The sequence below is a fragment of the Pseudomonas caricapapayae genome, assembly GCF_001400735.1.
Lineage (GTDB): Bacteria > Pseudomonadota > Gammaproteobacteria > Pseudomonadales > Pseudomonadaceae > Aquipseudomonas > Aquipseudomonas caricapapayae.
The window spans coordinates 1-24,327 of the sequence record NZ_LJPW01000117.1 but is presented as its reverse complement, the minus strand read 5'-3'; the positions used below and the strand labels follow the sequence as shown (position 1 = coordinate 24,327).

The following is a 24,327-nucleotide window of genomic DNA, read 5'->3' as shown; positions in this document are numbered from 1 at the left end:
CTGCGTCCGATCTTCAGCCTTTGACGTTCACGACAGGCGTCTGCACTGAAGCCCCCCAAACCTCAGCTACGCAGCAAATCCTCAGGCGTCAGCGCCAGCCCGCGCCATTCAAACGCCACCGGCCAAAGCTGCTGATCAATCTGCGCGTCCGCCCAGAGCTGGCTGAACGGCACGCCCACGCCCGGATGCAAGCGTTCGGGGGCAATCAACGCCAATGGGCGCAGCACGAAAGCATTCTTCAGAATTTCCGCCCTTGGCAGGATCAGCCCGTCGAAATTGCCGACCTGATCGCCATACAACAAGACATCGATATCCAACGGCAGCCCTTTGCGGTCAGGGGCATAGCGGCCGTTGTCTGCCTCGATGAATTTCAGGCGACGATCGAGCTCCATCAACGGCAGGTCGGTCAGCGCCGAAACAACAAGATTGAAAAATGGCCCGCTTTTGATACCCACCGCATGGCTTTCAAAAACCGGCGAGCAGTTCAGGTCAGCCAGAAAGCCATCCAGCGCATCGAGCCCGGCATGCAGGTGCCGCTCGCGCTCGATATTGCTCCCCAGGCCGAGGAAAATCCGCGTCAGCGACATCCGCGCTCGATCTCCACGCCGACACCGGCAGCGGCCGCTACAGCGCCCGGCTTGGTCAGCTTCAGGTGCAGCCAGGGGATATTGAATTCGCTCATCAGCACTTCAGCCAGTCGTTCGGCGAAAGTCTCGACCAGCTGAAACTGTGCCTGCTCGGCGAAAGCCTGAATACGCGTCGAAACACTGGCGTAGTCGAGCGCCTTGCTCAGGTCGTCGCCTGCAGCCGCAGGGCGATTGTCCCAGGCAAAACTGAGGTCCAGACGCAGGCACTGGCGAATGCCACGCTCCCAGTCATAGGCGCCGATGACCGTATCAACCTCAAGGCCCTCGATGAAAACTCTGTCCAAGCACTACTCTCCGCTGCACGACAAGGGCGCGATGCGCCGTTAGAATCAGGGCATCCTCGCCCGGAATGGTTAGCATGTTTTGGTTACTGGCCACCTTCGCCTACCTGCTCGGCTCGCTGTCCTTCGCCATCCTGCTCAGCCGCCTGAGCGGCAGACCGGACCCACGCGCCAGTGGCTCCGGCAATGCCGGCGCTACCAACATGCTGCGTCTGGCCGGTAAAAAACTGGCCATCCTGACCCTGCTCGGCGACCTTTGCAAAGGCCTGATCCCGGTTCTGCTCGCCGGCAGCTGGGGCCTCGATCCATCGCAACAAGGCTGGATCGGTGTCTGCGCTGTGCTGGGCCATCTGTTTCCGCTGTACTTCCGGTTCCGTGGCGGCAAAGGCGTGGCGACAGCCGCCGGTGTACTGCTGGGCCTTTACCCGCCCGCAGCCGCACTGGCGATAGCGGCCTGGCTGCTGACGCTCTACCTGACGCGCACCAGCTCGCTCGCTGCGCTGATCGCCACACCCCTGACCCTGCCATTGCTGGCGTGGCAGGAACCCCATGCGCTGCTGCCGATGAGCGTGTTGACGCTGCTTATCGTCTGGCGCCATCGCGGCAATCTACGCGACCTGCTCGCCGGACGCGAACGACATTTCTGAGGGGCGGGATGAAACCTTCTCACCCTCGCCTGTCGTTACAGCCCAGGTAACTGCTCCATAGGCCAGCGCGCCTGCACGCTGATGCTCAAGTCTTCCTTCTGCCCTGCCTGCAAACGCTGACAACCGGCAAAGGCGATCATTGCGCCGTTATCGGTACAGAACTCGGGTCGGGCGTAGTAAACATGCCCGCGCAGATCGCCGAGCATGCTTTCCAGCGAAGCCCGCAGGGCCTTGTTGGCGCTGACGCCGCCAGCGATGACCAGGCTCTTGAGCCCGGTCTGCTTGAGCGCACGCTTGCACTTGATCGTCAAAGTCTCCACTACCGCCTGCTGGAAGGCCAGAGCGATGTCGCAGCGGGTTTGCTCGCTGTCGTCTCCAGCGCTCTGACAGTGCTGCCAGGTATTGAGCGCAGAGGTTTTCAGGCCGCTGAAACTGAATTCCAGCCCGGGCCGATCGGTCATCGGTCGGGGAAAGGCAAAACGCCCCGGCACGCCCTGCATGGCCGCCCGTGAAATCTCCGGCCCGCCCGGATACTGCATGCCCATCATCTTCGCCGTCTTGTCGAACGCCTCGCCTGCCGCATCGTCCAGGGTCTCGCCCAGCAGCTCGTACTGGCCGATACCATCGACGCGTACCAGCTGCGTATGACCACCGGACACCAACAAGGCGACAAACGGAAACTGTGGCGGATTGTCTTCCAGCATCGGTGCCAGCAGATGGCCTTCCATGTGATGCACGCCCAGCGCCGGGATATCCCAGGCGAACGCCAGCGCCTGGGCGCACGAAGCACCGACCAGCAATGCGCCCACCAGGCCAGGCCCGGCCGTGTAGGCAATGGCGTCGATGTCAGTGGCCACACAGTCCGCCTGCGCCAGTGTCTGGCGAATCAGCGGCAGCATGCGCTTGACGTGATCACGCGAAGCCAGCTCCGGCACCACGCCGCCATAGGCCCGGTGCAGATCGATCTGGCTGAATAATGCGTCCGCGAGCAAACCGCGTTCGCTGTCGTACAACGCGACACCGGTCTCGTCGCAGGAGGTTTCTAATCCCAGTACTAGCATGGGGTTGCGCCTTGTAGGGGGCAGATTTGAAGGCGCGCATAATAGTCGTCGACCGAGGTGCCGACCAGCGGTTTTCGATCAGAGGCTTTGCATTCCTCTCAATGAGGGGTTAACATCCGCAACCCTTAAAAACCGACGTACTTTTGTGCAGTGTTTGCACTAAGCGTTGACCCCGGTAATGAATGAAGGTAGCTCTGGATGCCAGCCGTCAAAGTTAAAGAGAACGAACCCTTCGACGTAGCTCTGCGTCGTTTCAAGCGCTCCTGCGAAAAAGCCGGTGTTCTGGCTGAAGTTCGTAGCCGCGAATTTTACGAGAAGCCGACTTCGGAGCGTAAGCGCAAGGCAGCAGCTGCTGTCAAACGCCACGCCAAGAAAGTCCAGCGCGAACAGCGCCGCGCCGTTCGTCTGTATTAATTTACAGACCTTCGTCGCAAGCTTCTGCCTTGCCCGGCCAACCAGCCGGGCTGTTGGCAGTTAAAGCTTCGCTGTTTTGCGTCAGCTAGATTGATTGACCCTGTCCAGGCCGCAGATGCGACTTCGACACTCATTCAAGCACGTCTAGCCTGTTCACAGGCTACATTGGCCATGCCCATCCGGGCAGCAGATCGGCCAATGACCAGACGAGTATGCCTTGATGACTTCGCAAGAAGCTCAGCCAAGGCAGCGTCTTCCGTGTCCCCAGGCTTATGTACTCCGGTTTTGTCACACTCAGGTGGGCACTGGCGCATGAAGCTCTTCCAACCTGCCAGCAGGCTCGATTTCATTTCCTTCCAGGCCACCACCGTCCATCGGCTGCAAAGACGTGCCCGTTTGTTGCCGATGCGTTGAAAAAGACGGCTGACAGGCCGGCGCAACGCTCGTAGAGTCACCCGATACTTTCGCACCACGCTTGAATGATGAGAACGCCATGGCCGGGCTGATTCCCCAGAGCTTTATCGACGACCTTCTGAACCGCACCGACATTGTCGATGTAGTCAGTTCGCGCGTGCAGCTCAAGAAAGCCGGGAAGAACTACACCGCGTGCTGCCCTTTCCACAAAGAGAAAACACCCTCTTTCAGCGTCAGCCCGGACAAACAGTTCTATTACTGCTTCGGTTGCGGCGCAGGCGGTAACGCGCTCGGCTTCATCATGGACCACGACAATCTGGACTTTCCCCAGGCTGTCGAGGACCTCGCCAAGGCGGCAGGCATGGAAGTGCCTCGCGAACAAAGCGTAAAAGGCCAGAAGCCCCGTCAGCCAACCGATTCCCCGCTCTACCCGCTACTGACTGCCGCCGCCGAGTTCTATCGCCAGGCCCTGAAAAGCCATCCGTCGCGCAAGGCTGCCGTGGACTACCTCAAGGGTCGCGGGCTCTCTGGCGAAATCGCAAGGGACTTCGGCCTGGGCTTTGCTCCGCCTGGCTGGGACAACCTGTACAAGCACCTGAGCAGCGACTCGCTGCAACAAAAGGTCATGATCGATGCCGGCCTGCTGATCGAGAACGCTGAAACCGGCAAACGCTACGACCGCTTCCGTGATCGAGTGATGTTTCCGATCCGCGACTCGCGAGGGCGCGTCATTGCCTTTGGTGGCCGGGTACTGGGCGATGACAAGCCCAAGTACCTGAACTCTCCGGAAACACCGGTTTTCCACAAGGGTCAGGAGCTGTACGGGCTGTTCGAGGCGCGCAAATTCAATCGCAATCTCGATGAAATCATCGTGGTTGAAGGCTACATGGACGTCATCGCCCTGGCCCAGCAAGGTTTGCGCAACGCTGTGGCCACGCTGGGCACAGCGACCAGCGAAGAGCATTTGAAGCGCCTGTTCAGGGTCGTGCCCAACGTGCTGTTCTGCTTTGACGGCGATCAGGCCGGGCGCAACGCTGCCTGGCGCGCACTGGAAGCCACCCTGTCGAACCTGCAGGACGGGCGACGGGCGCGCTTTCTGTTTCTTCCCGAGGGCGAAGACCCGGATACACTGGTGCGCTCCGAAGGCACCGACGCGTTCAAGGCACGCATCAATCAGCATGCTCAGCCACTGGCCGATTACTTTTTCGAGCAATTGACCAAAGAGTCCGATCCGCGCTCGCTGGAAGGCAAGGCGCACATGGCCACACTTGCGGCGCCCCTGATCGACAAAGTGCCTGGCGCGAACCTTCGCATTCTGATGCGCCAGCGCCTGACTGAAATCACCGGGCTCACCGGCGAAGCCGTCAGCCAGCTGGTGCAGAGCGCACCGGCAGATGCGCCGCCGAGCTACGACCCCTACGTCGATTATGACGCCATGCCTGACTTTGCCGATTACCAGCCACAGGGCGGTTATGAGCCCCAGCAGAAATGGACGGCAAAGAAAACCGGCGGTCAGAATCAAAAAAAATGGGACAACAAATCCTGGGGCAAAAAAGGCAAGCGTCAGGACTTCGAACCCCGAACGCCGCGCGTGCCGACCGCTGTCGAGCCGCCCATGCAGGCCGCTTTGAGAACCCTGCTGCATCACCCCGAACTGGCCGAAAAGGTCGAAAATGCAAGCCATTTCGCTGCAGAAGACCAATCCAACGCACAATTGCTGGTCGCACTTATCGAAGCCAGGCAAAAGAATCCCGGCTTGCGGTCGTTACAGTTGATAGCACGGTGGCATGGCACTGAACAGGGTCGTTTGCTGCGCGCACTGGCAGAAAAGGAATGGCTGATTGAGGCCGACAACCTTGAACAACAGTTTTTCGACACTATAACTAGCTTATCCGCTCGCCAACGCGAGCGCAGTCTGGAACATCTGATCAGCAAGGCTCGGCAAACCGAGTTGAGCGCAGAAGAGAAAATTCAGCTTAGGGAACTGCTAAATCGCAATGTTCCCGCACAAACCCCGACCTCAACTGGCGCGTGAGGTCATAGCTCGGGTATAATCCTCGGCTTGTTTTTTGCCCGCCAAGACCTTCAGTGGATAGGGTGTTATGTCCGGAAAAGCGCAACAGCAATCTCGTATCAAAGAGTTGATCACCCTGGGTCGTGAGCAGAAGTATCTGACTTACGCAGAGGTCAACGACCACTTGCCTGAGGATATTTCAGATCCCGAGCAGGTGGAAGACATCATCCGCATGATCAACGACATGGGGATCCCGGTACACGAGAGTGCTCCGGATGCGGACGCCTTGATGCTGGCCGACGCCGATACCGACGAGGCAGCCGCAGAAGAAGCGGCTGCAGCGTTGGCAGCGGTCGAGACCGATATCGGGCGTACCACCGATCCCGTTCGTATGTACATGCGTGAAATGGGCACCGTTGAACTTCTGACCCGTGAAGGCGAAATCGAAATCGCCAAACGTATCGAAGAAGGCATCCGTGAAGTGATGGGCGCAATTGCGCACTTCCCAGGCACGGTTGACCATATTCTTTCCGAATACACGCGAGTCACCAGTGAAGGCGGTCGCCTGTCCGATGTTCTGAGCGGCTATATCGACCCGGACGACGGCATCGCGCCGCCTGCCGAAGTGCCTCCGCCTGTAGACCCCAAAGCCGTCAAGGCCGAAGGTGCCGATGACGACGAAGAAGAATCGGCAGACGGAAGCGACGACGAAGACGAAGTCGAAAGCGGTCCCGATCCGGTCATCGCCCAGCAGCGCTTCGGTGCGGTTTCCGATCAAATGGAAATCACCCGCAAGGCGCTGAAGAAATTCGGTCGCGACGACAAGCACGCCATTGCCGAAATGGTTGCACTTGCTGAACTCTTCATGCCGATCAAACTGGTTCCAAAGCAGTTTGAAGGTCTGGTAGAGCGTGTCCGCGGTGCTCTCGAGCGTCTGCGTGCTCAGGAACGCGCCATCATGCAGCTGTGTGTACGTGATGCACGTATGCCGCGCGCCGACTTCCTTCGCCAGTTCCCGGGCAACGAAGTCGACGAAAGCTGGACTGACGCACTGGCCAAGGGCAAGGGCAAATACGCCGAAGCCATTGGTCGTCTGCAGCCTGACATCCAGCGTTGCCAGCAAAAGCTGTCTGCACTGGAAGAAGAGACCGGCCTGAAAATAGCCGAGATCAAGGACATCAACCGTCGCATGTCGATCGGTGAGGCCAAGGCCCGCCGCGCGAAGAAAGAGATGGTTGAAGCCAACCTGCGTCTGGTGATCTCCATCGCCAAGAAGTACACCAACCGTGGCCTGCAATTCCTCGATCTGATCCAGGAAGGCAACATCGGCTTGATGAAGGCTGTGGACAAGTTCGAATACCGTCGTGGCTACAAGTTCTCGACCTATGCCACCTGGTGGATCCGTCAGGCGATCACTCGCTCGATCGCCGACCAGGCACGCACCATTCGTATTCCGGTGCACATGATCGAGACGATCAACAAGCTCAACCGTATTTCCCGGCAAATGCTGCAGGAAATGGGTCGCGAACCGACCCCGGAAGAGCTGGGCGAACGCATGGAAATGCCTGAGGATAAAATCCGCAAGGTATTGAAGATCGCAAAAGAGCCGATCTCCATGGAAACCCCGATCGGCGACGACGAAGATTCGCATCTGGGTGACTTCATCGAAGACTCGACCATGCAGTCGCCAATCGATGTCGCCACTGTTGAAAGCCTGAAAGAAGCGACACGCGAAGTGCTGTCGGGCCTTACTGCCCGAGAAGCCAAGGTTCTGCGTATGCGTTTCGGCATCGACATGAATACCGACCACACGCTTGAAGAGGTCGGTAAACAGTTTGACGTAACCCGCGAGCGGATTCGTCAAATAGAAGCCAAGGCACTGCGCAAGCTGCGTCACCCGACAAGAAGCGAGCACCTGCGCTCGTTCCTCGACGAGTAATCGCACCAGCGAGTCAACAAAAACCCCGGCCTGCTGGGGTTTTTGCGTTTCTGACCAAGAGAAATTCAGATTTGCAGGCTCAGTCGTCAATTGGCCCAATCAAACAGTTGTCAGACGTCGGTCTAATTGCAGGCTCGGACGAATTGACCTACAACTAAGTATCACATCGGACACAAGCGCTTTTCGGGTCAAGCCTTGGATCAATGATCGTTACGAGGCCGCGCCACAATATCATCAGCGATAGCCAGACACGGACGTACGCCGCATATGCGTGGAGCAATGATCGACACCAATGATCGGGAAGCGTCATGCCTGTCCGAGGGCAAATTCGCCTCGGTCTTTGCCCAGTGCCCGGATGCCATGATTATCGCCAGCCTTGCCGACGGGCACATTATGGATGCCAACGAGGCGTTCGTTGAGCGGACCGGGCTCGCACTTGACGACGTTATCGGGAAGACGCCCACTGAGCTGAACCTGTGGGCGGTGCCGGGCATAGGCCCGAAAGTCCTGCAGCAATTGCAGACCGGCAATATCCACAATCTGGAAATTCCTTTTCGGCGCAAGAACGGAGAAACCTTTTCCGGACTTATGTCCGCCCAGCCTTTCGAGCAAAGCCCTACGCCAGCCGTTCTGGTGATCGTGCGTGACATCACCCAGCTCAAACAGGCCCAGAAGCAACTGCAGCTTTCCGAAGAGAAATTCGCCAAAGCGTTTCATGCCTCGCCTGACGGCCTGGCGATCACCCGTCAACAGGACGGCATGCTTCTGGAGGTCAATGAAGGGTTCTGCCGCATCACGGGCTATAGCGAACAGCACTGCCTGGAGCACTCGACATTCGACCTGGGCATCTGGGTAGATCTAAGCGAACGCTCCAGGCTTATTGAGCAACTGAAGCGGCACGGCTCCGTCCGCGACTTCAAGGCCAGGCTTCGTAACGCCGACGGCAGTATCAGGCTGTGCGAACTGTCGTCCCAGCCGCTCGTCATCACTGGCGACGACTGCCTGCTGACAATTGCACGGGATATAACCGAAAGCAGGCAAATGCAGGAAAAACTGCACCTGGCCGCAACGGTTTTCGAGAGCACCGCCGAGGGCGTGCTCATCACCGACACTGACCAGCGCATCAATGCCGTCAACCGAGCCTTCACTGAGATCACCGGCTACAGCGAGGCCGAGGCCATTGGCCAGACGCCCCGCCTGCTTGCCTCGGGCCAGCACGACAGCGCGTTCTATGCCTCGATGTGGCATCAGCTTGCAGCCGAAGGTCACTGGCAGGGCGAGATCAGCAATCGGCGCAAGGACGGCGAACTTTACCCAAGCTGGCTGACGATCAATGCAGTGCGTAACAAAGCCAACCGCACCACCCACTTCGTCGCCGTCTTCGCCGACATTTCCAGCCTTAAACACGCTCAGGCGCGCCTCGACTATCAAGCCCACCACGACCCGCTCACCGGCCTGCCCAACCGAACCCTGTTCGAGAGTCGCCTTCAATCGGCATTACTGCACAGTGAAGAATCCGGCAGCCTCGGCGCGGTGCTGTTTCTCGATCTGGATCGCTTCAAGCACATCAACGACAGCCTGGGCCATCCGGTCGGCGATCTGCTGCTCAAGGGCATTGCACACCGGCTCAAGGAGACACTGCGTGATGTCGACACCGTCGCACGCCTTGGCGGCGACGAGTTCATCGTTCTGCTGCCCGGCCTGCTGCAACCCAGCGACGCACAGAGCATCGCCAACAAACTGCTGGCCTGCTTCAACACCCCGTTCGAGGCTGGCGAACATGAGCTCTACATCAGCCCGAGCATCGGTAGCTGCGTGTTCCCTACCGACGGGAATGACGTGGCCACGCTGGTAAAAAATGCCGACGCCGCGATGTACCGCTCCAAGGCCAAGGGCCGTAACCGGGTAGAAAGCTATACCCACGATTTGACCACCCAGGCCAGCGAACGCATTGCCCTCGAACAAGAGTTGAGAAGAGCGCTTGACCACAATCAGCTTGCCTTGGCGTACCAGCCCAAAATCAGTCTCCTGACCCACACACTGGTGGGCGCAGAAGCGCTGATCCGCTGGAGCCACCCGACCTTTGGCGAAGTGCCGCCCGAACACTTCATCCCGCTGGCGGAAGAAAACGGCATGATCCTGCAGATCGGCGACTGGGTGCTGGAGCAAGCCTGCCGCCAGATGGGCGAATGGCGCAAAACCCGCCAGCCGTTCGGCCCACTGTCAGTGAACCTGGCAGGCGCCCAGTTGCGCCAGACGAATCTGGTCGAACGCATCGAGCAACTGTTGGCTGACAACGGCCTGGAGCCAAGCTGCCTGCAACTGGAAATCACCGAACACTTCATCATGAGCCAGACCCAGGAAGCGCTGGCCGTGCTGCACAAACTCAAGACACTGGGCGTACAACTGGCCATCGACGACTTCGGCACCGGCTATTCGTCACTGAGCTACCTCAAACGCCTGCCGCTGGACATCCTCAAGATCGATCAGTCCTTCATTCGCGGCTTACCCGAAGACACCCACGACGCCGCCATTGTCCGCGCCATCATCGCGCTGGGACGCAGTATGCAACTCACCGTGATCGCCGAAGGCGTCGAGAACAGCGAACAGCAGCAATTCCTGACCAGCGAGGGCTGCGAACAGATACAGGGCTACATCATCAGCCTGCCCCTTCAACCCGATGAATTCAGCGAAAGATTTCTTCTTATGAATCTTTCGGACGTTTCGGATAGCACAGCCGCGAAACCGCCGTTATAATCCGCGACCTACTGAGGGCCCATAGCTCAGTTGGTTAGAGCAGAGGACTCATAATCCTTTGGTCCACGGTTCGAGTCCGTGTGGGCCCACCATACTCAAAGCCGCGCACTGCGCGGCTTTCGCGTTTCTAATCGATTCAATTTGCTGCGTATCCGGCATCTACAAAAGAACCTCGTAACCCCTCCAAAAAGCAGTCCATCGCCGCACACAAGACGAAACCTACCAACCGCACCATAAGCCCAACCCCCACAGCATCACCCCTCGTCATCGACCCTTTCAATCACCCGATCAAAACATCCGATTGGCCATCTTCCGAAACATTCCGTAACGTCACGGCCCGGTGCGACAGATGCGCGCACCGCTTGAGCTTTTAGTCCCCATGCTCAGCCCACGACCCCGCACGAGCCCGCCATGTCTTTGAACACCCCGCAGCAAATCACTGAAATTGCCGTCGAAAGCGGTGTCAAGAAGGCCCACTTGAGCTTGTCATCGTTGATGATTCTGGGCTTTCTGGCAGGGGCTTTCATTGCCCTCGGGTTTCTTCTCGATATTCATGTCAGCACCATGATCCCCCACGAGTGGGCTTCGCTGGGCAATCTGCTTGGCGCTGTGGTGTTTCCGGTCGGGCTGATTCTGGTGGTGCTGGCTGGCGGCGAGTTGCTGACTGGCAACATGATGAGCCTGCCCATGGCGCTGTTCGCCGGGCGTATCGGCTTGGGTCAGTTGGTGCGCAACTGGCTGCTGGTGACGCTGGCCAACCTGATCGGCGCGCTGTTTGTCGCCTATTGTTTCGGCCATCTGGTGGGCCTGACTGAAGGCCCCTTCATGGCCAAGACCGTGGCCATCGCCAATGCCAAGGTGGGGGCCAGCTTCGAACAGGCCTTCATCTCAGGGATTGGTTGCAATTGGCTGGTGTGCCTAGCGGTGTGGCTCAGCTACGCGAACAAGGACGTGATCGGTAAAGTGGTCGGCATGTGGTTTCCGGTGATGGCCTTCGTTGCGATCGGCTTTCAGCACATCGTCGCCAACATGTTCGTCATACCTGCGGCGATCTTTGCCGGCGCGTTGAGCTGGGCGCAGTTCGGCGACAATTTCGTTCCGGTATTCTTGGGTAACGCGGTGGGCGGCGCGGTGTTCGTCGGTCTGGCCTATCATTTGGCCTTTTCCAATACGGCAACCCGAGCTGCTGAGCTGTCCAGGAGCAGCGGCGCGCAAACAACGGAATAATCTGACGTCATACAGGCTCTGCGGTGAAAAGCAATGACGACCGCAGAGCAAACCAGCAAGTTGAAGAGCAGAACTCACGTCACAAGAAAATAGTTGAGTGGCTCGACAAGACTACCTTTTGAAATGAAACCGACTCGTCGCATGCCAGCCTGCGCTTACTGAAGCCCCCCACTTCACACACTGTCCATAAAACCTATCCATGCGGCCAGCAGCAATAAAATCGCCAGAACTCGATTCATCCGCTGCACTCGCCAAGGCGATGTGAGCCAGCGTGTAGAGGCCGAGCCCATCAGCGCCCAGACGCCGATGCAGGGCAACGAAATCAGAAAGAACACCAGCGCCAGGTGCAGCACCGGGTTGCGCTGGCTGAACACACTGACTACCGCCAGCGCCATGACCCAGGTCTTGGGATTTACTACTTGCAGCGCTGCGCCGCCGATAAAGCCCATGGGCAGGCTCTTTTGCCGCTCGATTGAGTCGGTCGGGCTGACACCTATCTTCCAGGCCAGCCAGGTCAACCACAGCACGCCAATCCACGCCATGACGCGCTGGGCATTGGGGATCTCGAGTAATGAGTGGCCGACACCCATGCCGACGAGCAACACCAACAGTGCAGCGCCGGTGCAGGCTCCCAGAATCAACGACACGACGGCGCGCCAGCCAAAGCGGGCACTGTTGCTTAATACCAGGATATTAGTGGGGCCAGGAGTGATCGAGGCGACGAAGGCGAACAGAATGAAAGGCAGCATGATCGGCAATCCAGGGCTGAAAAAGCCCATACTGCGACACGCACAGGGATCAGTCTGGAAGGTTTGAGCAGCGCATGCGATAGGCCGCAGGGCTCAGCCCATAGGCGCGCATGAACCAGCGGCCCAAATGGCTTTGGTCAGCGAAGCCCAGGTCGCTGGCTACCTGAGCTGGCCAGCTCCCGGCTGCCAGCATTCGTCGGGCCTTGGCCAGGCGCAGTTGTACCAGATAGGCATGAGGCGGTAGGCCGAAGGCGGCCTTGAACGCCCGCGTCAGGCGAAAGCGGTCGACGCCACAGACAACTGCCAATTCGCTCAAGCCCACGTCCTGATGCAGATGCGCGTGCAGATAATCCCGCGCCCGCAAGGCTACCTGCGGCAAGCGCGGATCGTGATCGTTCATACGTCGCCATTGCACCCGATCAATGAGCTGCGCCAGTAATTCATCCAACGCGCTTTGACGAACGATGCGTAGCTCTTTTTGGTGCAGCGCCGTGAAAGCGAACGTGACCGCGTGAGCCAGCCGTGATTCGGTTTGCAGGGTGTTGGCGAAAGAAGGCAGATGCTTGTCGGGAGCCTGTTCGGACAACCCACTGAGTTCACGGCTTAGCCACTGCGGGTCCAGATACAGCATCTGATAGGTGAACCCATCGGCGCACGGGGCATCGCCATCATGGATTTCCCCTGGCTCCAGCGTGAGCACCTGCCCGGGCGTACTGGCATGGCGCTGACGGCGGCAATTGAACTGCTGCACACCTTGCCGGGTAACGCCCACCAGATAACTGTCATGCCAATGGGGATCATAGGCATGCCCCTGAAAGTGCGCGTGCAAGGTCTCGATGCCTGTATCAAGGTCGCGAGCGAGGTCTATCCAGTGGCTGGACGGCATAAAACACCTGAATCGATGAAAGCGACTGGTTATCGCTGACGTCAGGGGGCGAGTCTAGAACATTCGTGCATGTCGCCAAACACTCACACCGCTCGGTAGATCCATAAAGACTCAAGGCCCCGGCCCTGACTAGCCCCGTGCATGCAAAGCCATCACGCCAACCAATCCCTCCCCCAATCCGACCTCGACCTTCACTCCCTCCAGACACTTCACCTGCCCCCATTCCCCAAGCCCTACCCCGTGCAATTTCAGACACGCTTCGCGCTCACACCATGCTCTGGCAAAAGCAACCGGACGCATCGACCCCGGCACGCGCGCTAATCCGGCAGCAACATCCGCCCCCAGATAATCCTGCGCAACAGCATGCCAGTCCGGCACATCCTGAACCCGCATCACATCAACCCCCACTGCCCCGCGAAGGTTGACGGCAGCCAGAGACAATCCGGCTTCGTGACTGATGGAAAACCCGGGTTCCGGGAGCCCGTCGACCATTAACCGCGGTGCAGTGCCTGGCGTGCTGATGAACGTGATTGCGCCAGGCAGCAACCCGAGCCATTGGCTCAGGGCTTTGCACACGCACGCTCTGATGCGATCTCTGGCCTCGTTTCTGCCAGTGCCAGCGGTAATCGTGCAACTGATCAACAGTACGCCGTCATGCGGTAAAGGCTTTGGGGGAGCAAGCTGGCCATCTTCGTCGAATGCCCAGCTAGCCCCTGCGCTCATCCCTTGTCAGGTGCCGCCGGACAACCGGCCCAGCGACTATAGGCGGGAATGTGTTCGCCCTTCATCACCAGCGTCAGTGCGCCGAGGTGTGCGTCATTGCCGACTACGGCGCTGTAGAGCACGGCGCTGCGTGGTCCCATGTACACGCGTTCGCCGATGGTCACGTGGTCGATTTTCATCACCCGGTCTTCGAACAGGTGTGTTTGCGGACAGGCACCGGCGTTCAGTTCGCTGTCCGCGCCGATGCTGACGCAATCGAATTCAGTGATGTCGGTTGTGTCCATGTAAACCCCTCGACCGATCTTGCAGCCGAGCAGGTTGAAGGCCAGCGGTAACCACGGAGTACCGCGCAGGTAACGCATGAAGTTTGGCGCGGCCATGCCTTCATAGAGGCTGGTGATGCCTTCCGAGAGCCACACGAAAGGTGTCCACATCGGGTCTGCACGTTTGCGATAACGGCCCATCACCAGCCACTTCAGGGCCGCGATCAGCAGAAAGTTACCCACGCTGTACGCCAGACCGATCATGGCAAGGTAGACCAGCACGGCACCCCAGCGCTCTTGGTCGGCGAGTGGCATCAGGTCAAGCATCACGGTGTAACCGACGGCGATCACCACGGCGTGCGGGGTGACGATGCGCACACCTTCGACCAGACCTCGGGCCAGCCGACGCAGGGGTGATGGCTTGAATGTCAGGGATTCGGGAGCACCGCTCACCTGCTCGCGGGCAGGCAGGTGTATCGGCGGCGAGCCCAGCCAGGTATCACCATCGGCCATCCTGGTGTTGGGCGGCGCGCAGGAGTGCACACCGATCAGGACGTTTTCAGGCAGTACCGCACCGTCTGAAATGTAACCGCCGTTACCGACAAAGCTGCGATGGGAGACAACGGTGGGGCGCATGGTCATCCAGCCGCCATCGATGTGCTCATCGCCCAGCATCACTGCATCGGCGATAAAGGTTTCATCGCCCAGGGTCAGCATGTCGGGGATGACGCCCTGGGCGCTGGAAATCTCGGCATCGCGCCCTACTTTTGCGCCCAGCAGTCGATACCAGAAGGGCGAGTAGACCGTGGCGTAGATGCCGGACAGCACATTGAGGCTGGCCTCCTGGATCTGACTGATCAGCCACTTGGCACAGTAGGTAGTACTGTGCACCGCATAGCGGCCGGGTTCGAGGCGTGGGAAGACAATCCAGCGCAACGCCGCAGATGCCAGAACGGTCGCGACAATCAGCACCGCGCTGGCCGGGAACGCGAGTATGAAATAGCGAGCAAGCTGCCCTGCCGCGCCACTGCCCTGAAACCATGGCAACACCTGCCGGGTGTCGAACCAGTCGATCAGGAAAAAGGTCGGGAAGACCGGAATGAAGAACAGCGTCGCGACCAGCAGAATACCGAAGGCGAAGAACAGTTTTTCTGCACGCAGACGCGCAGGGCTTGTCAGGGGCCTCGCAGGCTGGGCAAGTGTGTCAAACGCGCCGGTATCATGCGCTGGCGAGCCCTGCCAGACACGCCCTGCGGGAACCTCCCGACCGTCGGCCAGGGCCGATTGTGCTTCCAGATGCCCCCACGGGCCTATCGCGGTATTGCCTTCCATGATCACGTAAGAACCCACACAGGCATTGTCCTGCAAGGCGATACGTCCCAGATGCAACTGGCCGCGCTCGACACGTGCGTTCTCGAAGCTGACGCCGTTGCCGACGCTGACCCCGTCACAGATCTCCAGCAGATCATGGGCACGCACTGAGGCCCCACCGATAATCACCTCCTGCCCGATCTTTGCGCCCAGCGCTCGCAACCACACGGGATAGAGCGAAGAACCGCTCAGCAGGTAGGTGGGTGCCGACTCGACCATGCGGTCGGCAGCCCACCAGCGAAAGTAGGTGACGCCCCACAATGGATATATTCCAGGCTTCAGACGTCCCGCGATCAGCCATTTGCCCGCCAGCGCAATAAAAAACTGTAGAACGGTGGCAATCAGAAACACCGAGATCGACGCAAGCGTCGCCAATGCTACAGAGTCGTCAGGCGAGCCGGTCAGCAGGTGATACGTAAAGAACGGTGCAAGCCACTGAGTCATTCGCAGGCTGACCATGACCGGCAATGCCAGCGCCTGAACCACACCGCAGCGCCAGCGACGCCACGCTGACGGAGGCGTCCAGTCCACCGGGGCAGCCATTTCCTGCGGTGCCTGATCGAGCACATCGGCAATCGCGCCGATACGCCGCTGCTGGTAAATGTCGCTCACTGTGATTTGAGCAAAGCGAGGGTTGGCACGCAGGGCCGTGGCCAAACGTGCCGCAAAGAAGGAATGCCCACCCAGATCGGTGAAAAAGTCCGCATCACGGCGGACCGGGATACCAGGAAAGAGCGTGGTCAACGCCGCAAACAATGCAACCTCACCTTCAGTTTCAGGCACATCGGACTCTGCGTCGGCTGCCTTGGCATTGACCGTCAACTCGCGGGCCTTGAGCGCTTTGCGGTCGATCTTGCCGGACGTGAGACGCGGCATGCTATCGAGCAGCTCGAAGTGTCCCGGCACCATGTACGGCGGCAACTGCGCCTGCAATACCTTGCGCAACTGGCTCGTGAATGTGGAAGGCATCGACGTGTCGCACACCAGGTACGCAATCAACTGATCAACACCATGCTCATTGCGCAACAGGACGGCGACGGTGCCTACGCCGGGTTGTTGCGCCAACAGCGCTTCGATCTCGCCCAGTTCGACACGAAAGCCACGAATTTTTACCTGATCGTCGGCTCGTCCGAGGCATTGCACCTGCCCTTCATCGTCGATCCGGGCAAGGTCGCCGGTGCGGTACAGGCGCGCGTCGTGGTAGCCGGTCGACCAGGGATTGGGCAGAAATTTCTCTTCAGTCAGGTCTGGCCGCCCCAGATAGCCTTCAGCCAGACCGGGGCCGATGATGCACAGTTCGCCGACTTCGCCATGGGGCAGCAGGCTGGGTGCCAGGCTGCTGCCGACCGCCGGGTCGCTGGCGATCACCAACAGCCCGTAATTGGGTAACGGCGTACCGATCGAGACCGCACGACCACGCGATAACCGCGCCAGACTCGCCGACACGGTGGCTTCGGTAGGCCCGTATGTGTTGAACATTTGCCGGTTCGGCGTTGCCCAGCGTTCGACCAGCGATTCAGGACACATCTCGCCGCCCAGATTGATCAGGCGCAGGCTTGGCACGTCTTCGCTGAACAGCGCCAGCAAGGTGGGCACCGCATGCAACACGCTGATGCGCTGCTCGTTCAGCAGGCGCGACAGGGTTTCGGGATCGCCACTGGTTTCCTTCGGGCCTATCCACAGCGTCGCGCCCACCAGATAGGCAATCCAGATTTCCTCGAACGACATATCGAACGCCACGGAAAAGCCCTGGTAAACCCGGTCGCTGGACCGGACACCCAGTATCGCGTTTTCGCTGCGCAGAAAATGACAGATGCTGCGCTGGGAAATCAGAATGCCCTTGGGCTTGCCGGTTGAACCCGAGGTATAGATCACATAGGCAGGATGATCGGGCAGTACCCCTCTGCGCCGCACCAACGTTACATCGGTCTGCGCCAGCAATTGTTCGGCAGTCCACACCGTCATCCCGGTATCGGCCAATACCGGGCTCAGCGCATTGCAGGACACCAGCCCTATTGCGCTGGCATCTTCCAGACAGACCTGCAGGCGCTCCACCGGCGTATCCTGATCCAGAGGCAACCAGGCGGCCCCCGCCTTGGCGATACCGGCCTGCATCACCAGAAGCTCAATACCGCGCGGCAACCACAGACCGACAATGTGCCCCGGCCGCACGCCTGCCTTGATCAGCGCAGACGCCACCTGATCGGCCTGCCCATTCAGCTCCCCATAACTGATCCGGCGCTCGCCGAAGATCAGCGCCACTTGCTGCGGATCTCGCTGGGCGCTGGCTTCCAGCAGATCGGCCAGCACTTCCTCACGCAGCAGTTCAGGTTGAACAGGTCCGTAAATCACGTCCGCCAATTGATCGTTCTGGCAGGTCTGCAGCAGGTTCAGGTTATTCATGGCAGCAGGTATTAGCTCGTCTGAAGGAGGTGCCTGAGTTTTTTGGTGAATAGCCGGTGCGTCAGCGAATGGCCTGCACGTTGTGGACGTCAGGTGTCGGAAATGTGTCTGCTTTGATACATTTCGGCCGGAACACTGCAGCTCTCATCAGGGCGAAAGAACAGGCTGGCAAGGCGAATATGGCAAACGCTGGCTGTACGAATCTTGAACAACAAAACGAAGGTGGCGGATGGCCCACAGGGTGCTGATGTGTCGACCCTGCGGCGCTATGAGGAAGGCACAGCTTGCTGAAATGGATTACTGCACTGCAGACAGATACGGGCGCGGGGCTACAGCAGACGCCACAAGGTCTCACGCGTCTCAGGGTTGAAAGACTGCGACTGGCGCTGGATGACGCTTATCAGCCCATCGCCGATACGATCCGTCGGCATCGGGTAAAAGCCCTGTTGCCGAAACCATGGGCCATTCCAGCGTGGTTCGCGAAACGTCGTCAGGCTTATCGCTTTCCGCTGAAGGGAATGCGCATACGCCGCGACAGAAGACAGCAGGATTTTTCCAACACCCTGGCCTGAAACACCCGGCTCGACCGAGATATTGTCCAGGTACACGTCATCATCCAGCGGACGCATGGCGGCGAAACCGATGACCTCTTTGCTGTGCCTGTCGACGGCAACCATAACCCGACAGGCTTCGAATCTGTCCGCGCCCAGCGGAGGGCTTTCGGCGACATGGGCAAGAGAGGCAATGGAGGTGTACCGGTGACGAGCCCGCACAGAAAGACGCTGCAACTGATCCAGATCGTTGTCTTGCGACAGCCGAAGGTAAAATTCCATCTGTTTTTCTCCCTTGCTGCTCGACATGCAGGTAAGGACGGCAGCAGACATCAAGTGGTGCAGCCGTCCCTGTGCTGTTCAGATCAGCAGGGCCTCAGCGCCCGGCCGCAGAACAGCTATTTGCCATAGCGGCTGATGAAGAGAGCCGCCCGCTTGGTCACCACGGGCAAGGAAGCCAGATCGATGGTCTCATTCTCGCTGTGAGCCCCCTGCCCCCAGGCACCAAGACCGTCCAGGCTCGCCGTAACATATTTGTTCACATAGGAAATGTCAGCACCGCCTCGTTCTGCAGACGGAGCCGACTCCAGCGCAGGTCCATCAAGGTCCTGGCTGATCTTGCTGTAGGCCTGGAGAAGTTCACGATTGCTTTCGCGATCAGCCATGACCGGCATGATTGCCTTGATCTTCAAATCGCTGTGGGTCTGTGGCAACGAGTGGCTGGCTATTTCCTGCAGGCGTGCTTCGGCGGAACTGCGCTGTTCTTCACTGCTGAAGCGCAAATCGCCGTGCACGGACGCTATTCTGGCAATTGTGGTTTTTCTTCCGGAAGCAGTGCCCTGGCCGCTGGCCACATCTTCCTGAGCCGTGGCGCCTCCCAGAATCAGCCCGGGGTTGATTGTCAGGCCCTGCTCGCCGGAGAGTTTCGAGCGAATCTCGTCAAGCACTCGCGCCGACTCGTACACCGCACCGAAACCGCTCTCCGGCTGAAAAATAGTCGCTGAGTGTTTGTCTATGCCGGTACTGGTCAAAAACCATTCGCTCAATCCCCTGCGCTCAGTGATCAATTGATTGGGTGACAAGGCGAATTCGAACCCCAGCGCTACATCACTTCTTTTCGCTTCGGCAATCAGCCATTCCCTGGAGATCTCGGTCGGCTTGGCCGCAAGCTCCTCGTCGCCAACCAGCACCACAGAGATATTCATGTCCTGCAATGAGCCGCTGTGCTTGAGCGCCTGCAAGGCGGACAGCAGGGTCACCAGACCACCCTTGTCGTCGATCACTCCGGGACCTTTGGCTTTTTTGCCGCCATCGATCAAGGTAAATTCCTGAAACTTGCTGGTGGCTGGAAACACTGTGTCCAGATGGCCGATCAACAGAATCCGTTTCGCAGACTTGTTGCCGTCGTGCACGGCGACAAGGCTGCCGGCGTGGTTCATTCCTGCCGGCAGCTCGTGCCAGCGGGTGTCGAAGCCCAATGCCTCGAACTCAGGCTTCAATAGATCGCCGACCTTGACGACACCTTCGACGTTATCCGTGCCGCTGTTGATGTTCACCAGCTTCTCGAGCAGCGCGACCTGCTCGGCACTGTGAGTGTCGACGTACGAAGTAATGCTCTGTTCATCAAGCATCGTTCCCGCCAATGCGCCATGGCAGAAAAACAGCGTCGAGAGCAGGGAAATACTTTTTTTCATGACAGATAAACTCCGCTTGGCCATTAATGATTACCGGGCCATTGCGCCTGGAATCCTCATCAGATTGCCCACAAGGAGCCATGCTGTGCCGTCATAAGTGTTGGCAAGGCTGTTACGGTTCCATTGCACCGGCAAGTGAACCACTGTGAAGGCAGACGAGCGGTCATTGAGCGCGGCAGGCGGCCAACTTTCGCAGCCTGACAGGATCGAGCAGGCAATGGACATCCGAAGGGGGCCGGCAACATACCCCACCCATCTGATGCGGAAATGTGGCTTACTGAGACCGGCCATCATCCAATCAGGGAATCTCTTCCCTACCCTCGCGGTCTCTTAACGCATGACGAATTCGCGCTCTGCTTTCATACCCTCCTGGCTTCGCCCTGTTCTGCGTCCCTTGCTGGACCCGTATCGCCGTTATCGGCATGCGCGGCTGATCCACGCGGCGCGGATTGCGGTGGGCTTGCTGGTGACCATTCTGTTGACCACGGGCCTCAATCTGCCGCATGGCGAATGGGCGTCGGTGACAATGCTGATCGTCATCGGCGGCTTGCAGCATCACGGCAATATCGGCAAGAAGTCGGTCGAGCGCGCTTATGGAACATTGATCGGGGCCGGTCTTGGCCTGATTGTGGTAGTCCAGCAGGGCTATCTGGAAATGCCGCTGCTGACCTACGCAATGATGTCGGTGATGTGCGGCTTTTTTGCTTATCACGCTATCGGCAAAGGGGGTTACACCGCGCTGCTGTCGGCGATCACCCTGTTCATCGTGGCCGGTCATGGCTACAACCCGATCAGTGACGGGCTGTGGCGCACTGTCGATATTCTGATCGGCATCGCGCTGGCGCTGGCCTTCTCCTTCGCACTGCCGCTGTATGCGGTGTTCTCCTGGCGTTACAACCTGGCCAGCGGCCTGCGTGACTGCGCCAAAGTGTACGGACGCATTGTGCAAGGCCAGCCGGTAACGGCTGACGAGCACCTCAAGCTGACTGCGCGGCTCAACGCCACGATGCTGCAATTGCGCTCGCTGCTGCCGTCGGTTTCCAAGGAAGTGAAGATGTCCATGGTCGAGCTGGACGCCATCCAGGGCCATTTCCGCATGTGCCTGAGCACCCTGGAAATTCTTGCCAATATCCGCCCTGCCGACCTGGACAAGGTGGCGGGCGAGTCGTTGAAGGCTTCGCTGGATGGCGATTACCGGCAGATCCGTCGCCAGTTGATCGGCATGGCTCGTGCGCTGCAAACCGGCGCAACCGAGCGCCTGATCCGCACATCGGACAGCGCGCCCGCCCAGCCGGTCATTCCAGCCGAACTGATGGGCTATCACTTGATGACTCAACAGCTGGCACAGAACCTGGACGGGCTGCAGGCCCGCCTGGCCAAGACCGCCAAACGCTGGAAGTTTTAAGGAACTGCCGTGCCCGATACCCGCCCTCCCGTCCTGGACGAAATTGATCGCCAGCTGATCGCCGCGCTGCAAATCAATGCACGCGAAAGCGTTGCCATGCTGGCCCGCCAGCTAGGCATCGCCCGCACCACCGTCACCTCGCGCCTGGCACGTCTTGAAAGCAGCAAGGTGATTACCGGCTATGGCGTGCGTCTCGGCCAGCGCGTGGTCAGTGGCGGGCTGCAAGCGTATGTCGGCATTACTGTCCAGCCACGCTCAGGCAAGGAAGTGCTGCGCCGGCTCAGTGCCATGGCGCAGGTGCAGCAGTTGTGCGCGGTCAGTGGCGAATTTGATTATGTCGCGTGGCTGCGCACCGACTCCCCCGAACAACTGGATCAGTTGCTGGACCTGATTGGCAGCGTGGATGGCGTAGAGAAGACCACCACGTCAATCATCCTCAGCAGCAAGATCGACCGCGGGCAGCCGGTATAAACGAGCGACATCTGGCCGACGCAACACACATCGACCAGAAGACTCGTCACTTAGCATGAACAAACGGCATATCGACGACACTTTGCGTCTTATTAACGTGCCTGCGCTTCTCTAGACTGTTGTTTTTCGCCGTTGCCCCTCAAGGTCAGTCATGAAGAACAACCGTCACCCCGCCAATGGCAAAAAGCCGATCACCCTGTTTGGCCCCGACTTCCCCTTTGCTTTCGATGACTGGATCGAACACCCGAAAGGTCTGGGCAGCATTCCTGCCGAGCATCACGGCGCGGAAGTGGCGATTGTCGGTGCCGGTATCGCCGGGCTCGTGGCAGCCTACGAACTGATGAAGATGGGCCTCAGGCCGGTGGTGTACGAAGCCTCGAAGATGGGCGGCCGGTTGCGCTCGCAAGAGTTTGAAGGTGCCAAAGGCATCGTCGCCGAACTGGGCGGCATGCGCTTTCCGGTGTCATCGACTGCGTTCTTTCATTACGTCGACAAACTGGGCCTTGAGTCCAGACCCTTTCCCAATCCGCTCACCGCGGCTTCCGGCAGCACGGTCATCGATCTGGAAGGCACCACTTATTACGCGCAGATGCTTTCCGATCTGCCGGCGCTGTTTCAGGAAGTTGCCGACGCCTGGGCCGACGCACTGGAAAGTGGCTCACAGTTCAGCGACATCCAGCAGGCCATCCGCGACCGCGATGTGCCGCGCCTCAAAGAACTCTGGAACAGGCTGGTGCCGCTGTGGGACGACCGCACCTTCTATGACTTCGTCGCGACGTCCAAGGCCTTTGCCAAACTGTCCTTCTATCACCGTGAGGTGTTTGGCCAGGTGGGCTTCGGCACCGGCGGCTGGGATTCCGACTTTCCCAACTCGATGCTGGAAATCTTTCGTGTAGTGATGACCAACTGCGACGAGCACCAGCACCTGATCGTCGGCGGCGTGCAGCAAGTGCCGGTCGGCTTGTGGAGCCATGTGCCCGAGCGTTGCGCCCACTGGCCCAAGGGCACCAGCCTGTCGTCCTTGCACCGTGGCGCGCCGCGTCCTGGTGTGAAGCGCATTGCACGTGCCGAGGATGGCAGTTTTACCGTTACTGACAACTGGGGCGATACCCGGCAATACGCCGCCGTGCTGACCACCTGCCAGAGCTGGCTGCTGACGACCCAGATCGAGTGCGAAGAGTCGCTGTTCTCGCAAAAGATGTGGATGGCCCTGGATCGCACCCGCTACATGCAGTCCTCAAAAACCTTCGTGATGGTCGACCGCCCATTCTGGAAAGACAAGGATCCGGAAACCGGTCGCGATCTGATGAGCATGACCCTCACCGACCGTCTGACCCGTGGTACGTACCTGTTCGACAATGGCGACGACAAGCCTGGCGTGATCTGCCTGTCTTACTCGTGGATGAGCGACGCGCTGAAGATGTTGCCGCAGCCTGTCGAGAAGCGTGTGAAGCTGGCGCTCGACGCATTGAAGAAGATCTATCCGAAAGTCGACATCGCAGCACGAATCATCGGCGACCCGATCACCGTTTCATGGGAAGCCGATCCGCACTTCCTGGGCGCCTTCAAGGGTGCGCTGCCGGGCCATTACCGTTATAACCAGCGCATGTATGCACACTTCATGCAGCAGGATATGCCCAGTGAACAACGCGGCATGTTCATCGCAGGCGACGATGTGTCCTGGACGCCGGCCTGGGTTGAAGGCGCTGTGCAGACGTCACTGAATGCCGTGTGGGGCATCATGAACCACTTCGGCGGCAAGACTCACGCCGAGAACCCGGGACCGGGTGACGTATTCCATGAAATCGGCCCGATTGCACTGGCCGACTGACAGAAGGAAAACACCATGCGCGTTGCGCTGTATCAATGCCCGCCGTTGCCGCTGGATGTCGCAGGCAACCTCAACCGCCTGGAACAACAGGTCCAGGCTGCCGCAGAGCAAGGCGTGCAGGTGCTGATCTGTCCGGAAATGTTCCTGAGCGGCTACAACATCGGCGCTCGGGCAGTCAGTGAACTGGCGCAGGCACAGGACGGCCCGGCAGCCAAGCGCATTGCCGCCATCGCAAAAGCCAGCGGCGTTGCGATTCTTTACGGTTATCCGGAGCGCGGTGCCGATCAACAGGTTTACAACGCGGTGCAGCTGCTCGACAGCCACGGCACCAGCCTGGCCAACTACCGCAAGACGCATTTGTTCAGTGAGCTGGACAAGTCGATGTTCGCGGCAGGCGGGGATCATTTCCCGGTGGTCGAATTGAACGGCTGGCACCTGGGCCTGCTGATTTGCTACGACGTGGAGTTCCCGGAGAACACCCGTCGGCTGGCGTTGCAGGGCGCACAGTTGATTCTGGTTCCGACTGCCAACATGGTGCCTTACGACTTTGTCTGTGACGTGACCGTGCGCGCACGGGCA

General features: G+C 59.2%; 19 protein-coding genes and 1 tRNA gene. 11 read left to right on the top strand and 9 right to left on the bottom strand.

Features of this window, described 5'->3' with window-relative positions; genetic code table 11:
* Positions 1-62: 62 nt before the first annotated feature.
* A complete protein-coding gene (folK, locus tag ALO80_RS16060; protein ID WP_055009705.1) occupies positions 63-587 on the bottom strand; it encodes a 2-amino-4-hydroxy-6-hydroxymethyldihydropteridine diphosphokinase in 525 nt (174 codons plus the stop codon).
* Positions 578-931, bottom strand: a complete 354-nt coding sequence (gene folB, locus ALO80_RS16055; protein WP_003377271.1) for a dihydroneopterin aldolase — start codon at positions 929-931, stop codon at positions 578-580. The genes folK and folB overlap by 10 nt, the downstream gene beginning before the upstream one ends.
* Positions 932-1,005: 74 nt before the next feature.
* Here folB and plsY point away from each other — a divergent pair, with 74 nt between their 5' ends.
* Positions 1,006-1,575, top strand: coding sequence for a glycerol-3-phosphate 1-O-acyltransferase PlsY (plsY, locus tag ALO80_RS16050; RefSeq protein WP_055009704.1), 570 nt, complete (start codon positions 1,006-1,008; stop codon positions 1,573-1,575).
* A gap of 35 nt (positions 1,576-1,610) precedes the next feature.
* On the opposite strand, the gene tsaD is transcribed toward plsY, so the two are convergent.
* The gene (gene tsaD / locus ALO80_RS16045) at positions 1,611-2,636 is read right to left on the bottom strand and encodes a tRNA (adenosine(37)-N6)-threonylcarbamoyltransferase complex transferase subunit TsaD (RefSeq protein ID WP_055009703.1); all 1,026 of its coding nucleotides are present in this window, start codon (positions 2,634-2,636) and stop codon (positions 1,611-1,613) included.
* Positions 2,637-2,834: 198 nt separating this feature from the next.
* Between tsaD and rpsU the strand changes: the two genes are divergently transcribed.
* From rpsU to ALO80_RS16015, 6 genes are all read left to right on the top strand, one after another.
* The gene (gene rpsU / locus ALO80_RS16040; protein WP_002551877.1) at positions 2,835-3,050 is read left to right on the top strand and encodes a 30S ribosomal protein S21; all 216 of its coding nucleotides are present in this window, start codon (positions 2,835-2,837) and stop codon (positions 3,048-3,050) included.
* 493 nt (positions 3,051-3,543) lie between these two features.
* The gene (gene dnaG / locus ALO80_RS16035) at positions 3,544-5,499 is read left to right on the top strand and encodes a DNA primase (protein ID WP_055009702.1); all 1,956 of its coding nucleotides are present in this window, start codon (positions 3,544-3,546) and stop codon (positions 5,497-5,499) included.
* Between the two features lie 67 nt (positions 5,500-5,566).
* Complete coding sequence (gene rpoD, locus ALO80_RS16030; RefSeq protein ID WP_055009701.1) at positions 5,567-7,417, top strand: RNA polymerase sigma factor RpoD; 1,851 nt, start codon at positions 5,567-5,569, stop codon at positions 7,415-7,417.
* 279 nt (positions 7,418-7,696) lie between these two features.
* On the top strand, positions 7,697-10,174 hold the full coding sequence (locus tag ALO80_RS16025) for a bifunctional diguanylate cyclase/phosphodiesterase (RefSeq protein WP_055009700.1): 2,478 nt from the start codon (positions 7,697-7,699) through the stop codon (positions 10,172-10,174).
* A gap of 15 nt (positions 10,175-10,189) precedes the next feature.
* Positions 10,190-10,266, top strand: a tRNA-Ile gene (locus ALO80_RS16020).
* 319 nt (positions 10,267-10,585) lie between these two features.
* Positions 10,586-11,401: a formate/nitrite transporter family protein gene (locus ALO80_RS16015; protein WP_055009699.1), complete on the top strand. Its 816-nt coding sequence runs from the start codon at positions 10,586-10,588 to the stop codon at positions 11,399-11,401.
* 173 nt (positions 11,402-11,574) lie between these two features.
* Here the strand turns inward: ALO80_RS16015 and ALO80_RS16010 are convergent, their stop codons facing one another.
* From ALO80_RS16010 to ALO80_RS15985, 6 genes are all read right to left on the bottom strand, one after another.
* Positions 11,575-12,150 (bottom strand): LysE family translocator, encoded by a 576-nt coding sequence (locus tag ALO80_RS16010; RefSeq protein WP_055009698.1) that lies wholly within the window; start codon positions 12,148-12,150, stop codon positions 11,575-11,577.
* A gap of 49 nt (positions 12,151-12,199) precedes the next feature.
* A complete protein-coding gene (locus ALO80_RS16005) occupies positions 12,200-13,036 on the bottom strand; it encodes an AraC family transcriptional regulator (protein WP_055009697.1) in 837 nt (278 codons plus the stop codon).
* 129 nt (positions 13,037-13,165) lie between these two features.
* Positions 13,166-13,759, bottom strand: coding sequence for a 4'-phosphopantetheinyl transferase family protein (locus ALO80_RS16000; RefSeq protein ID WP_055009696.1), 594 nt, complete (start codon positions 13,757-13,759; stop codon positions 13,166-13,168).
* Positions 13,756-17,796, bottom strand: a complete 4,041-nt coding sequence (locus ALO80_RS15995; protein ID WP_055009695.1) for a Pls/PosA family non-ribosomal peptide synthetase — start codon at positions 17,794-17,796, stop codon at positions 13,756-13,758. Before ALO80_RS15995 ends, ALO80_RS16000 begins: the two co-directional genes overlap by 4 nt.
* A 329-nt stretch (positions 17,797-18,125) precedes the next feature.
* A complete protein-coding gene (locus ALO80_RS15990; RefSeq protein ID WP_055009694.1) occupies positions 18,126-18,629 on the bottom strand; it encodes a GNAT family N-acetyltransferase in 504 nt (167 codons plus the stop codon).
* Positions 18,630-18,745: 116 nt separating this feature from the next.
* Positions 18,746-20,041 carry a M20 family metallopeptidase gene (locus ALO80_RS15985; protein ID WP_055009693.1) on the bottom strand — a complete coding sequence of 432 codons (1,296 nt, stop codon included), beginning with the start codon at positions 20,039-20,041 and terminating at the stop codon, positions 18,746-18,748.
* Positions 20,042-20,378: 337 nt separating this feature from the next.
* On the opposite strand from ALO80_RS15985, the gene ALO80_RS15975 reads away from it, so the two are divergent.
* The 4 genes from ALO80_RS15975 to ALO80_RS15960 form a co-directional block, all read left to right on the top strand.
* Positions 20,379-21,446 carry an FUSC family protein gene (locus tag ALO80_RS15975; RefSeq protein WP_054988196.1) on the top strand — a complete coding sequence of 356 codons (1,068 nt, stop codon included), beginning with the start codon at positions 20,379-20,381 and terminating at the stop codon, positions 21,444-21,446.
* Positions 21,447-21,455: 9 nt separating this feature from the next.
* On the top strand, positions 21,456-21,917 hold the full coding sequence (locus ALO80_RS15970; protein ID WP_002555556.1) for an Lrp/AsnC family transcriptional regulator: 462 nt from the start codon (positions 21,456-21,458) through the stop codon (positions 21,915-21,917).
* Between the two features lie 151 nt (positions 21,918-22,068).
* A complete protein-coding gene (locus ALO80_RS15965) occupies positions 22,069-23,748 on the top strand; it encodes a flavin monoamine oxidase family protein (protein WP_055009691.1) in 1,680 nt (559 codons plus the stop codon).
* Positions 23,749-23,763: 15 nt separating this feature from the next.
* A partial coding sequence (locus ALO80_RS15960; protein WP_055009690.1) for a nitrilase-related carbon-nitrogen hydrolase occupies positions 23,764-24,327 on the top strand: 564 nt, incomplete at its 3' end.

Excerpts from the sequence above, each read along its gene's own strand:
- rpoD (WP_055009701.1), top strand. The coding sequence starts at position 5,567 with ATGTCCGGAAAAGCGCAACAGCAATCTCGTATCAAAGAGTTGATCACC.
- plsY (WP_055009704.1), top strand. The coding sequence starts at position 1,006 with ATGTTTTGGTTACTGGCCACCTTCGCCTACCTGCTCGGCTCGCTGTCC.
- rpsU (WP_002551877.1), top strand. The coding sequence starts at position 2,835 with ATGCCAGCCGTCAAAGTTAAAGAGAACGAACCCTTCGACGTAGCTCTG.
- ALO80_RS15995 (WP_055009695.1), bottom strand. The coding sequence starts at position 17,796 with ATGAATAACCTGAACCTGCTGCAGACCTGCCAGAACGATCAATTGGCG.
- ALO80_RS15990 (WP_055009694.1), bottom strand. The coding sequence starts at position 18,629 with ATGGAATTTTACCTTCGGCTGTCGCAAGACAACGATCTGGATCAGTTG.
- ALO80_RS15985 (WP_055009693.1), bottom strand. The coding sequence starts at position 20,041 with ATGAAAAAAAGTATTTCCCTGCTCTCGACGCTGTTTTTCTGCCATGGC.
- ALO80_RS16015 (WP_055009699.1), top strand. The coding sequence starts at position 10,586 with ATGTCTTTGAACACCCCGCAGCAAATCACTGAAATTGCCGTCGAAAGC.
- ALO80_RS16025 (WP_055009700.1), top strand. The coding sequence starts at position 7,697 with ATGATCGACACCAATGATCGGGAAGCGTCATGCCTGTCCGAGGGCAAA.
- folK (WP_055009705.1), bottom strand. The coding sequence starts at position 587 with ATGTCGCTGACGCGGATTTTCCTCGGCCTGGGGAGCAATATCGAGCGC.
- ALO80_RS15975 (WP_054988196.1), top strand. The coding sequence starts at position 20,379 with ATGACGAATTCGCGCTCTGCTTTCATACCCTCCTGGCTTCGCCCTGTT.
- tsaD (WP_055009703.1), bottom strand. The coding sequence starts at position 2,636 with ATGCTAGTACTGGGATTAGAAACCTCCTGCGACGAGACCGGTGTCGCG.
- ALO80_RS16000 (WP_055009696.1), bottom strand. The coding sequence starts at position 13,759 with ATGAGCGCAGGGGCTAGCTGGGCATTCGACGAAGATGGCCAGCTTGCT.
- ALO80_RS16005 (WP_055009697.1), bottom strand. The coding sequence starts at position 13,036 with ATGCCGTCCAGCCACTGGATAGACCTCGCTCGCGACCTTGATACAGGC.
- ALO80_RS15965 (WP_055009691.1), top strand. The coding sequence starts at position 22,069 with ATGAAGAACAACCGTCACCCCGCCAATGGCAAAAAGCCGATCACCCTG.
- dnaG (WP_055009702.1), top strand. The coding sequence starts at position 3,544 with ATGGCCGGGCTGATTCCCCAGAGCTTTATCGACGACCTTCTGAACCGC.
- ALO80_RS16010 (WP_055009698.1), bottom strand. The coding sequence starts at position 12,150 with ATGCTGCCTTTCATTCTGTTCGCCTTCGTCGCCTCGATCACTCCTGGC.